Genomic DNA, 12696 nt, shown 5'->3' with positions numbered 1-12696 from the left:
TTTCTGTACTTCAAAAAAACTCTAATATGACAAGAACGCAGAGCATTTACTCCAGACATAAAAAAACCTCCGATGGAGGCTTAGGACCCACCGGAGGTAATCGCATATCACGACTCAGTGTTTATCAAAAATTCAAAGTTTCAGGATTGTGTCTTTCACTACCAACCTTTGTTACGACAAGTGTTTTTGGTTGGATCACATGAATTTATTGTATACCCATTGTTAATTTAGGCAACCAAAGCACAATCGCCGGAAAGGCAATCAACACAGCAATGGTAATGACATCGGCAATAAAAAATGGAGTCACACCACGAAACACATCCTGGACGGATAAATCTGGTCGAACACCAGCAACCACAAAACAATTAAGTCCAATGGGTGGCGTTATTAAGCAAAATTCGGCCATTTTAACAACGATAATTCCAAACCAAATGGCACACCCCGTACCAGATACGCCGAATGCTGATTCGGCAGCGGTTACATCGGGTCCACCGTTCAAGGCAATAATTGCCGGAAACACCACAGGTAATGTTAGAAGCAACATTCCAATGGCATCCATAAACATACCGAGCACCGCGTAAGCCAATAAGATAAACAGTAAGGTAATAAACGGATTTTGTTCTAACCCACCAATCCAATCGGAAAACTCTCTGGGTAAATCCACGAAACCAAGAAATCGTACGTACAATAAAACGCCCCAGATAATCGTGAAGATCATGACCGTTAGTTTGCCCGCTTCCATCACGGCATCTCGAAAATTGTGCCACTTCATGCCGTTGATAACGGCCATGATAAATACAACAAAGGCACCCAACGATCCGGCTTCTGTGGGCGTTCCCCAACCGCCGTAAACACTGAAGATAATAATGGCGACAACAAAAAAGATTGGTAAGGTTGGCGGCAACGACTTCATTTTTTCAGACAAACTGTAGCCTTTAATGGGCGGACCAAACTTTGGATTCATCATTGCCAAACCCACCACCAGTGCGCCGTAAATTAACGCCGAGACCACACCAGGAATAAAACCCGCCATCAATAACGCACCGACGTCTTGCTCAACGATAATCGCGTAGATGACCAAAATGGCCGACGGCGGAATCAGTGACGCCAATGTGCCACCAGCGGCGGTCACGCCTCCGGCGAAGCGTTTGTCGTAGCCGAGTTTTAGCATTTCTGGAATCGCAATGCGTGCAAAGACGGCTGAGGTAGCCACCGACGCACCGGATACTGCCGCAAATCCCGCGGTAGAAAATACCGTTGCCACAGCCATGCCACCGGGCAACCAACCCAACCAGCGTTTGGCTGCCTCGAACAGAGCTTTGGTTAAGCCTGCGTAATAGGCTAAAAATCCAATTAAAATAAACACCGGAATTAACGACAACGCCGAAGACGAAACCTTGGAGTGAGGAATGGTGCCCGCCATTTTCACCGCAACACCAAATGCTCGCTCAAATCCAAACTTTGCCGTGAAATACCAGAGCAATCCCAAGAAACCAGCGATAGCCGCAGCAAACGCCACGCGCATTCCCGCAACCACCATCAACAGCATAAATGCCGTGATCCAGATGCCCATTTCGATAGGCTCAACCGATAAAAATGCCTCAATCATGGTTACACCTTTGTATTTTTGTCACTGTCGTTATTGTTATCGGTTAAACCATCCGTCTCGTGGATGGCCTGTTCACTCGCACTCTGAATCATCGGGACTGCGGCCGGTTTTTCTAAATTAAAATAAAACGCTCTTAAGTATCCCCAAATGTTTAACAGCAAACGTAAACACAAAATGGCTAACATCACTGGTACAACTAATTTTGAAGGCCAAGTCGGCAAGCCAATATCAAATGAGCTATCACCGTTGACGTAAGCACGTTCAAAGTGACTGTAAGCACCAAACACTAAAATTAACGAAATACCAAACATAAGCAGACAAGAGAAAGCTTCTGTTAACCACAACCATCGGCGAGACAATTTTCCGACGACAATATCCATTCGAATATGACCACCAAAGCGTTGGCAATAAGAAATGCCCAAAAACGCGAAGAACGCCATGAACTGTTCCATCCAATCGATGTATCCGTTTACCGGTGTATCAAACAGTTTTCTTCCCAAAATGTTTGCAACCGCCAGTAACACAATTAAAAATATGGCCAGACCGCCGATTAAATTAAGAAATGCTTCCAGCTTTAAGAAAATTCGATCCAACCGACTGACCAGTGATTGATCTTCAACGATTACGGATGCCCCAGACATAGGCCTCACCACATTCAAATTAAAAGGAACAGAGAATCCCTTGCCAGTCTTTAAAAGCGATTCTGACAATTTAAATCAGAACACGCTGGTAAAGATCGGCAATAAAAAGATTCAACAACTAGGGGTAAAAATTAGGATTTAAGCGTATTTTTAGAATGCAGAAATCTGCTTGTATTCTGCAACACGGGATTCCATGTGTTTTTCAGAAACCAACGATTGCATGTATTCAAACAATTCTTTTGCTTTGAATCGTTTAGAATTATCTTTGATCCATTGTTGGCGGACATCTTCTGACAGCGCTTGCAATTCTAGCGTTTGCTCTTTAGAGAAGTTAACTTTTGTAATTCCCTTTTCTTCAAGCAATGCTTCGTACTTACCCACCACATTATTTTCGTAATTATTGATGTAATACTCTAACGCCTCAGGCACCGAGTCCATTAACGCTTTATGGAATTCAGGTTTCAACGACTCTAACGCAAGAGTATTGACCACAACCGGGCATTCACCAGTACCAAGATTCAGATTGGTTGTCGCCCACTTGCCCACCTGAATAGAGCCAAACGCCATGTGTGCGTGGGGTGCGAAAGCAACGGTATCGATAACACCGGCATCCAGCGCTTGACGTACTTCGTTAGCCGCCACGCCGGTTTTCACCGCTCCGAGCTTACTCATTACGTTGGTAATACCACCTGGACCGCGCAAGCGACGCCCTTTGAACTCAGCGAGGCTTTCTGGCGTGTCGCCGACACCAATGATGTTGTACTGAGGCAGTGGCGACGGCATCAGCAAAGTGGCATCCCAGCGGGCTAGATCTTTTTTAACAATAGGATGTTGATAGATTTTTAAGGATATATCACTGATGTCTTGCAAGGAGAGGTTTTTTGAGAAAGGCAATTCAGTCACAGTAATCGATGGATTTTTATCTTTATGATAAAAAGAACAGAACTGAGCCATTTCAAATGCGCCGATAGCGATTCCGTCTAAATTCTCTTTATTTTTCGATAAGCCGCCGTAAGAGATATTGAGCTTGAACTCTCCGTTGGTTTTTTCTGAGACCAACTCCGCCAGTTTCTCAACGTGCTCAGTAAAAGCACGGCGTTTACTCCACAGAGAAACGCTCCACTCTGTTGCGGCCAACACAGATCCACTCGCCAATGTAAGCGACAGCCCCAATGCAACTGATTTAAGTTTGGTAATCATTGTCTTCTCCTAGTTGTTGTTATAGAGAGATTTTATCTTTGATTATCTTCAAGACATGTACAAATACTGTACACACTTGAGTTGTTATTACGAATTCGATTCTATCGTTAAGCTCAAATAACCGAATCTTAATTCGTGTAATTTTACGTTCGCTCAATGACGGATAAACCCTTAATGGCAGTTTACGTGCCAAAACTGTAATCGCAGTTCGGCTACCAGTTTTAAGGGGTAAACCCGAGATAACCGCAATAAATACGAACTTTTCTTCTTAATCACTGAAAAATAGGAATAAAATTTCCGATTTGCACTAAGTTATAAATTCACCCCCATATTGACTGATTATTTTATATCGCAATAGGGTCCCGCAATAAAGTTAAATATCAAGAAAATAGCCGTTATTGGGCTTCTCATAAACCAAATAACTCGTTAAGAAGCAACAATGAACTTGGCAAGAAAAGTGCGTAAACTGGTATCAAATACAACACAATACCAATAACGATAAATGAATACGGTAAAGCCAATTCGAAACTACATTAAGCAAATTGCGTTCATTACTTTCGCGATTATTGCCAGTGGGCTTATATTCCATTCCTACCTGATTAAGAAAACAATTGCGGATAACCACAATGCGGTTATTGCGTATGAGCAATCGCTAATTTCCGTTATTGATAAGTATAAATACCTTCCTGAAATCATCGCCGCTGACCCTCTTACTGTTCAGCTACTTACCCAAAAAAGTACTAGTTATTTTAACGCCAGCGACAAACTCGCCTTTATAAAACTCACTTCTGGCGTAGATGTGGCTTATGTGATGGACGAACAAGGAAACGTTGTTGCAACAAGCAATTACGCCAATAAACAACAAAGCTTTTTAGGCAACAACTACCACTTCCGCCCGTACTTTTCTGAAACCATAAAACACGGAACTCAGCAATATTATTACGCCATTGGCGCAACCACGTTTATTCCCGGTTTATTTATTTCTGCACCGATTTATTCTGCGGATAATCAGCGCATTGGTGTTGCCGTGGTCAAATTAAGCTTGTCCAAATGGGAATCAGATTGGGAGTTACCGCAAGCGAATGTTGCTGTGGTTAATTCCGATAACATTGTGATTTTGAGTTCCAATGATCATTGGCGATATAAGACATTTGGCACGATCACCGAACCGTCGAAACAAAAAGTCGCCTACGAGCAGCAGTTTCCCGGTCAGAAACCACAAGAATTAATGGAGAAATCATTTTATTTACCGACCGTATTCGATTCTGCGCAGTTGGCAGGCTTTATTGATGGGGATTTATACCTTATTAGCGATTTCGATCTGCGTGATGTTCATTGGAAAGTCCTGTATATCACTCCGCACAATAACATTAAGAATCAAACATTATTATTTCTTGTTGTTGTCTCATTATTAGCAATGATGACATCCATCATCGTACACAATCGCCGAGAAATTCAGGCGGCACAGGAACACCAACGAGAACTCAAGCAACGCAGAAATGAAGAACTGCAAAGTATTATAGATAACATTCACATTGGTGTTTTGTCGATGGACAGCCACGGAAATTTGGTTTCTTTGAACAAGCACGCGCAATATTTACTGTTTGGCGAGGAAAAAAGTTTTGAGCAGATTAATATCACCGATTTATTACCAATAGACTTTGCAAACATTGATAATTTGTTACTCAATGAAATCAGTGTTGCCGCTTATCATGAAACAGAAACTCTGTCGCGAACTCAAAAACAAATTCCAGTCATGTTTGCTGTTTGCCAGGTCGACACTTTAGATAACGGCAAACTGTTAATGACATTGATTAATATTGAGCGAAGGAAAAAGGCCGAAAACGATCTTAAATCGGTTAATTTAAATTTAGAACGAATCATCAGTGATCGTACTGAACGTCTGCAAAAAGTTCAAAAACGGCTGATACAAAAAAACAAAACCGTTGCCTTAGGTAATATGGCTGCAACGATTGTTCACGAGCTTTCCCAACCGTTAACTGCAATGAAAAGCCTGATTGGTGTGATAAACGCAAAGTTTGGCAACGAAGACTGGAACACTCTACCGACAACAATCGGCCGATTAAACCCAATTGCCGATAATATGTCGTCGATTTTATCGCTGTTAAAAAACTTCAGTTATCAAGATAAGAATACTCACGATATTAACAGTATCAGTCAACTACTTGAATCGACACTAAAAAACACTCAAGAGTTATTATCGGATAACCAGGTTGACGTTTTATTGACTAACGACGAGTTTCTCGCACTGGTCAGTATAAACGGTTTAAAGTTCGATATCGTTATCAATAACCTAGTACGAAATTCCGTGGACGCGTTGGCCAATAAAGCCGACAAACGTATCTGGATTGATACACGAGTTGACGTACAAAAACATCTAGTTCAAATCACACTTGAAGATAACGCGGGCGGCATTCCCGAGGAAATTAAGGTGAATTTGTTTAATCCTTATTTTACCACTAAGGAAGTTGGTAAAGGATTGGGGCTTGGATTAGCGATTACGTATGAAATTATCCAAGAATACCGCGGCCACATTACCGTCACGAATACCGAGCAAGGCGCAAAGTTCGAGATTCAACTTCCACTCATGAACCCGAGTCTTTAATAGAAAATAATACGAACAACTATGGCTGAGAACACACTGAACCCAACACGAATCATCGTTATTGATGACGATTACGACATCAGAATCAATACCGCAGAGCTTATTTCAACGCGATTTAATCAGGTAGACGAATACGAATCGCCTTCGGCAGTAGAAGCGGAGATTATCAAAGGCGGTAATGTGGTTATCTTAACGGATTTGAGAATGCCCAATGATGACGGCCTGGAATTTGCCAAACGTGTATATAAAATCGATCCCGAAATTCCCGTTATTTTAATGACCGGTTACGGCGATGTTTCTATTGCTGTCGATGCTCTCAAACACGGCGTGTACGACTTTATCGAAAAGCCTTTTGAAGCGGATCATTTATTGGAAGCCATCAATAGAGCGGTGGACAAACGACGTTTAACGCTATCGGTTGAACAACTGGAAAAACAAAGGCTGAATGAGAACTCCATTGACAGCCAGCTCATTGGTGAAAGTCATCCTATGCGGCGTTTAAAACGCGATATTCTAGACTTCGCGCCTATGGATATTCCGGTGATGATTCACGGAGAAACCGGCGCTGGTAAAGAGTTAGCGGCGCTTTGCTTGCACGAATACAGCCGCCGTAAAGACGGTAATTTTGTCGCCCTCAACTGTGCAGCCATACCAGAACAACTGGCAGAATCGGAATTATTTGGTTTTGTAAAAGGTGCCTTTACCGACGCAAAACAAGCAAGAACAGGGAAACTGGAATACGCCAATGGCGGCACATTGTTTTTGGATGAAATTGAAAGCTTGTCACTGAATATTCAGGCTAAGCTGTTGCGCGCGATATCGGATCAAAAAGTGATTCCCGTGGGTTCTAACAAATCAATTCCGATTAATTGCCGTATTATTTCGGCAACCAAAGAAGATTTAAGAAACAACGCTAACTTCCGACAAGATTTATTTTTCCGCTTACAAGTAGCGGAAGTAAAAATTCCTCCGCTTCGCGATCGCAGCGATGATATTGTGCATTTGTTTGAAGTATTTACCATCAAGCATTGCAAGCAGTTATCAACGCAATATCGGTCCATTACGCCCTACGCACGCGAACGCATATTAAATTACGATTGGCCAGGTAATGTGCGTGAACTTATTAACGTCACTACGCGTTATGCCATCAAGAATTGCTCCGATATTGATTATGCTCTCGAAAGCGACGATCGCGTTATCGATCAATCTCAGGAGTCATTGCCGTTAAAACAATTGGTGGAAGATTATGAAGCGTCTGTCATTAAACTAAAATTGCACGAACACAAAGGTAAGGTCTCTAAGGTATTGGAAGAGTTGTCTATTGAACACCGTACCTTTAACCAGAAGCTCAACAAATACGGCATACAAACCAGTGATTACAAATAACGTTAAAAGTTTGAAACTCGCTATTTATTGATTGTTGTAACGTTGAACCCTTCGTCTGCTGTCGGCGCAGAAAAGTATTGAGTCACTTGCGCGAACATCTCGGCGGTGTCGGTTGCTGCTCTTTCCGGTTGTTCAATGCATCTTCGTTGAATTTGCTTAAGACACCGATCATCAGGCGCATCAATAAAAACCAATTGATGGGGCGCGTTGATTTCTGAAATTATCGTACGAAACCAGGCGCGCTGAGACTGAGTGTTGGCCGGAAAATCCATAACCACGTGTGTGCCCGTGGCTAAAATAGACTCTACTAGCTGTTTTATTTGCGGCTTTAATAAACCTGAATATTTAAGATAGTCTTTTAAAGAAGTTATTTTATCGGGATAAATTGAGGCCAGCCATTCGTCTTCTGAAAGCAGTACGGCGTTCGTATCACGGGCTATTTTTTTTGCTTCCGTCGATTTGCCCGCCCCCATTTTTCCACAGAAAAACGTTAATGTTCCTATTTTCATCGCAAGACTTTTTATGACAGGACCCTTTTTATAACAAGGCTTGTTTCATCACACAACGCTTCTCACTGTGAACCGCGTATTTACTCGGAATTATCAGATTTAAATTGCTTAAAATCGATATCATAAATCGAAAGTGGGTTACCCGTGTGTATGAATACTTCTCTCGCACCAGCTCCAAAGCAGAGTTCCTTATACACTCGCTCTTCAACCGTTGTGACGCCACCTTCTAGTTTTTCCATAGGTTGGAAAATAACTCTCGGGCTGGGTAAAAATATTTTACTCTCGTGAATTAGCCTAGAGGAGCCTCTGATTAACCTCAAAATTACTCAGCGTGGTCTCAAACGTGCAGTTGCAAGGCGCCGTTTGTAATTAATGGCCGTAGCCCTTAATAAGAACGGCAACGCCGCAAGTGTGCGTTTGAGACACGCCCTACGGGGCCTGCCAGTTTTTTCCTGCTCTGCGTTGTGCTTTCTCGATTTAACCCGTTAGACCTTCAAAAGCACGCCTTGATCAGAAAAAAACTGATTGGCCTGAGTGATCTTGAGGTTAATCAGAGGCTCCTTAATGCATGATGATTTTTTCGGCAACAGTAAAATCGTGCACCAGCAACCGTGGATGCTTAAAAGGGTTCACTATGGTTTCATATTCAGATTTGACGAGTGCCTTCACAGAGTTGCCAATGGCAACGACAATCAACTCGCCCTTTTTATCAGGCTTCAGCGCCATGAGAGGCTCTTCATCAAAAGTTTTATCAACGCTTGAAACTTTTAATCTGTCTTCCCAGACCTGCACATAGAGGTCTTTCGACATTTTTCCTTGAATGTATTTAATCATAGTTGCTTCTTATTCATCCGTTATATCGGTCAATCCCCATAGAAGAGTGTCAATGAGCGAGAAGTACTCGCACGTGAAATAATTGCTTTAGTGTATGACAGACAAAAAAGCTGCAATTTTCTGGTGTTGAAATGAGAGAGCAATCGGTTTTAATTGAGAATTGTAAGGCAAGTAAAACGAAGGAAATATGAAACTACAATATTGGGAACTGTTATAGGGAGTACTGCTATTGGGGATACTGTTCTGGGAGAACAATTACTGGGAACACTTTTCTAGGAATACTATTATTGAGAACACTCTTCTGAGAGTGCTATAACGAAAAAAGCCTAGTAAGATCACTTACTAGGCTTTCGAATATGGCGCACTCGGAAGGATTCGAACCTTCGACCGCTCGGTTCGTAGCCGAGTACTCTATCCAGCTGAGCTACGAGTGCGTTTCTTTTGTTGTCTTCCCTGTGGAAGAGGCGCGCATATTAAATAGAATTCGCTGAGTCGTCAACACTATTTTTCAGATTAATTAAGATTATTTTTTCTCAGTACAATCAACCAGCAACAAGATGAAAATTCCGTCAAATCAGTGGGTTAAGCGATTCCATCAGTACTACTCGGGGTATTTTTCACAATTCTTGAATACGCCTTAGAATGCCCAACCAATTATTTGAATTTTAATTACACCTTAAATTGGGAAATGCTCTGTTTTAAGTTAGACGCCAATAACGATAAATCCCCAGAGGCAGACGCACTCTCATTAGAGCTTTTTGCCGTTTGGTTGGCCAGCTCATTAATGTTAGTGATTCGCCGGTTCATATCATCGACTGTGGCTAACTGCTGCTCGGAAGCGTTGGCAATTTGAATGTTGTAATCGCTGATGGAGTTCGAAGAGGAAACAATCGACTCCAATGAATCCGACGCCGACACCGCAAGTTTGAGCGTATTCGAGGCGTATTTCTGGCTGTCGTCCATGGCTTTAACCGCACCGGTAGTACCACTGCGCAACCGCTCTACGGTTTCTTCAATCTCATGCGTCGATTGCTGGGTTTTCTGAGCCAAGGTTCTTACCTCATCGGCAACCACCGCAAATCCACGCCCTTGCTCACCGGCACGTGCAGCCTCAATGGCGGCGTTAAGCGCCAATAGGTTGGTTTGCTCGGCAATGCTTTTGATAACGTCAGTGATGGCACCAATACTCTCTCCTTCCGACTCCAGAGATTGAGCAACATCAGATGCATGGGCAACGCGTTCCGACAGCGCTTGTACCGCATCCGTCACCTGCTGAACGATGGCTTTACCGTCATCAGCGTATTGAGTGGCTTGTTTTGCCGCGTCGGCGGCTTCTGAGGTGTTTCTGGCGACATCCTGAACGGTGGTGTTCATCTGGTACATGGCCGAAGCGAACTGTTCCAACTCTTTACTCTGGCCTTCAACATTTTGAGCGTTCATGTTCGACTTCGCAGTCAACTCTTGAGAAGACGAAGCCACCGTATTGGTCACATCTGAAATGTTGTGGATAAGTTTCGAAAATTTACCCAACATGCCGTTGTAGGCTGTTGAAATAGCACCGAGTTCATCTCGACTCTGAATGCTGACTCGCTGAGATAAATCGCTGTCTCGCTCGGTAACTTTTATCACTTGGTTCAAATGAATGATGGGTTTAGACAGTGAACTCGCCACCCAACCACCAAGCACCACACACAATACGGCAACGCCCGCTATCACCATAATGGTGGCGACAGATATTTCCTTGACCAGATGAGAGGCACCCGCAAACGCTTCGGCTTCGGTTATCTCCGTGAGTAATACCCAATCAACACCACTGATGTTAACCGGTGTGTAGGCCGATAGCACAGACTCACCTCGATAGTTGGAGAAAATTTCAAAACCCTTATCCCCTGCTAACGCTTTACGTACGCCGATGGTATCGATGGTTTGCAAACCAATATTGGTATCTCTTAAATCGATCTCACGAATCACTCGATCTGACACACCGTTGTTTCTTAAGGCGTCCAAGAAACCCTGTTTATCTTCCACCAGTTTTCGATTTACCGACCGTACCAGTTTATCGCTGCCCACCAAGTAAGACTGACCCGTTTCTCCCAAACCGGTTTGACGCCATTGTTCGCCGTTGGTCATGATGTAATTAAGACGCGCAATGGGCATTTGGAAAATTAAAACGCCAATCACATCACCGTTACTGCCTTGAATCGGAGAAGAAATAAATGATGCTTGCGCTTCGTAGGATGGAGAGTAAGGAGCAAAATCTGTTAATGCTGTGTCATGAACATCACGAAGATCTAATGCGGCTTTAAATGACTGAGCAATCCCTGAATTTGAATAAGGGCCGGAAAATAATGAAGTGCCAAAATCCAGCTCTTTAAATACCGAATAAACAATATGGCCGGATTTCGCATCCACTAAAAATACGTCGTAGTACTCAAAGTTTTCCAAAAAGCGAGTAAATCGCGGGTGATACACTTTGTGTAATGCATCGTAATTAGACGCCAAATCCGCTTGATTCATTAAGTGCTTGGAGCCCAACGGATTAGGGTTATTTTGGATGTACTGCAATTGCCAGTATGCCGCCTCAGGTGATAAGTCGGACAGTAATTTTGTCGCGTCTATTTTTTTATCTGGGTTTAATTCGTTGTACTGTGGCTGAAATGCTGACTGATAGTAACCGGATAACTCTTGCTTCCATACTCGGCTCGACCCAAACGGCGTTTCAGTGAACGCGTCGGAAAACCCCTCCATGGCTTCGACAACCATGGTACTTTCAGACAAGCTAGAAATTTGATGCCCAATTCCACCAAAGTAAGATTCAATTTGTTTTTGCTTGCTGTTGCGAGTAGAAACCAACTGCGCTTGTGCCCGCTCTCTGAATTCTTTACTCGCGATATTGGAGGAAATTGTCCCGATAACGATTGAACTGACCAACACACAAAATACAGTCACCGCTACAGTGGATAAGGTAATTTTTAGCTTGATATTCATGAAGCAATCCTTCGAAATTTAACACTACTAAACGAGTCTAGTAGAGTTTTTTAGGATTCTCCCGAAAGAACGTAAAGTTAACCGCCCAGATAATTTAATGATTGAAACGCATAATTCGACCGATGAATTTAACTGTTTCGGCAGAATTCAGATGGACTAAAGAAGAAAAAAGAAAGCGATTTTGAAAGGGAAAAAGAAATGGCGGAGAGGGAGGGATTCGAACCCTCGATACCGGGTTAGGGTATACTCCCTTAGCAGGGGAGCGCCTTCGGCCACTCGGCCACCTCTCCGAAAAATGTCGCGGCATAATACCACAAACTTCGAAAATTCAAAGACTTAACTTCATCTTTCAAGAAATTTTCTTTTGCCTAGATGCTTTATAACCCGAACCGTTCAAAATAAGAACTATTCTATCGATTATCATTCAATATGCACAAAGCAACAGATATAGGAAAACACCTAAGTGATTCTAGGTGTGGGCTTGAAGAACACTAACTGCTCAAATAGAGATTTTCAACAAGCCGAGAAAATACAAGCTAAAGGAATTATTTACTTTGTTCTTGTTCTTTTTCTCTTTGAATTCGCTGATAAATCTCCTCACGATGCACAGCAATTTCTTTGGGTGCATTGACACCAATTCGAACTTGGTTGCCTTTGACGCCCAATACGGTAACCGTTACTTCATCACCAACCATTAAAGTTTCGCCAATACGACGAGTCAAAATTAACATAGGTATTCTCCTTTATTCTTCCTGCTTAACGAAGAGAAAGCGCTTATCGTTGATTTGGCTTCTCTTGACGGCTATTCACCTAACCCGATTAATCGCAATGTTTGGGGTTCGCAGGGCTTCCTATACTTAGAAACAGACCTGAAATTGTGCATTCAATAAGATTAAGCAGTTT

9 protein-coding genes and 2 tRNA genes are annotated in these 12696 nt (G+C 42.7%); 2 read left to right on the top strand and 9 right to left on the bottom strand.

Translation table 11 applies throughout. From position 1 onward, the window contains the following. Positions 1-205 precede the first annotated feature (205 nt). The 3 genes from LU361_RS08875 to dctP form a co-directional block, all read right to left on the bottom strand. A complete protein-coding gene (locus LU361_RS08875) occupies positions 206-1609 on the bottom strand; it encodes a TRAP transporter large permease (protein ID WP_233088495.1) in 1404 nt (467 codons plus the stop codon). A gap of 2 nt (positions 1610-1611) precedes the next feature. Next, positions 1612-2250, bottom strand: a complete 639-nt coding sequence (locus tag LU361_RS08870; RefSeq protein ID WP_233088494.1) for a TRAP transporter small permease subunit — start codon at positions 2248-2250, stop codon at positions 1612-1614. Between the two features lie 150 nt (positions 2251-2400). After that, positions 2401-3450, bottom strand: coding sequence for a TRAP transporter substrate-binding protein DctP (gene dctP, locus LU361_RS08865; RefSeq protein ID WP_233088493.1), 1050 nt, complete (start codon positions 3448-3450; stop codon positions 2401-2403). Between the two features lie 502 nt (positions 3451-3952). Between dctP and LU361_RS08860 the strand changes: the two genes are divergently transcribed. Both LU361_RS08860 and LU361_RS08855 read left to right on the top strand, forming a co-directional pair. Beyond that, on the top strand, positions 3953-6076 hold the full coding sequence (locus LU361_RS08860) for an ATP-binding protein (protein WP_233088492.1): 2124 nt from the start codon (positions 3953-3955) through the stop codon (positions 6074-6076). A 21-nt stretch (positions 6077-6097) separates the two neighbouring features. Continuing rightward, on the top strand, positions 6098-7462 hold the full coding sequence (locus LU361_RS08855) for a sigma-54-dependent transcriptional regulator (RefSeq protein WP_233088491.1): 1365 nt from the start codon (positions 6098-6100) through the stop codon (positions 7460-7462). Between the two features lie 20 nt (positions 7463-7482). On the opposite strand, the gene LU361_RS08850 is transcribed toward LU361_RS08855, so the two are convergent. The 6 genes from LU361_RS08850 to csrA all read right to left on the bottom strand — a co-directional run bounded on the left by LU361_RS08850 (position 7483) and on the right by csrA (position 12524). Beyond that, on the bottom strand, positions 7483-7971 hold the full coding sequence (locus tag LU361_RS08850) for a P-loop nucleotide/nucleoside kinase family protein (RefSeq protein ID WP_233088490.1): 489 nt from the start codon (positions 7969-7971) through the stop codon (positions 7483-7485). Positions 7972-8532: 561 nt separating this feature from the next. Further along, positions 8533-8805, bottom strand: a complete 273-nt coding sequence (locus LU361_RS08845; RefSeq protein WP_233088489.1) for a hypothetical protein — start codon at positions 8803-8805, stop codon at positions 8533-8535. Positions 8806-9162: 357 nt separating this feature from the next. Then, positions 9163-9239: transfer RNA gene (locus tag LU361_RS08840), tRNA-Arg, on the bottom strand. Between the two features lie 235 nt (positions 9240-9474). Continuing rightward, the gene (locus LU361_RS08835) at positions 9475-11793 is read right to left on the bottom strand and encodes a methyl-accepting chemotaxis protein (protein WP_233088488.1); all 2319 of its coding nucleotides are present in this window, start codon (positions 11791-11793) and stop codon (positions 9475-9477) included. A gap of 199 nt (positions 11794-11992) precedes the next feature. Continuing rightward, positions 11993-12083: transfer RNA gene (locus LU361_RS08830), tRNA-Ser, on the bottom strand. Between the two features lie 255 nt (positions 12084-12338). Further along, entirely contained in the window at positions 12339-12524 is a 186-nt protein-coding gene (gene csrA, locus LU361_RS08825; RefSeq protein ID WP_233088487.1) for a carbon storage regulator CsrA, read from the bottom strand. Positions 12525-12696 lie beyond the last annotated feature (172 nt).

Source organism: Sessilibacter corallicola (genome assembly GCF_021290925.1).
Lineage (GTDB): Bacteria > Pseudomonadota > Gammaproteobacteria > Pseudomonadales > Cellvibrionaceae > Sessilibacter > Sessilibacter corallicola.
Note: the sequence above shows the minus strand (reverse complement) of the source record. Positions and strands in the feature narration are given on the sequence as shown.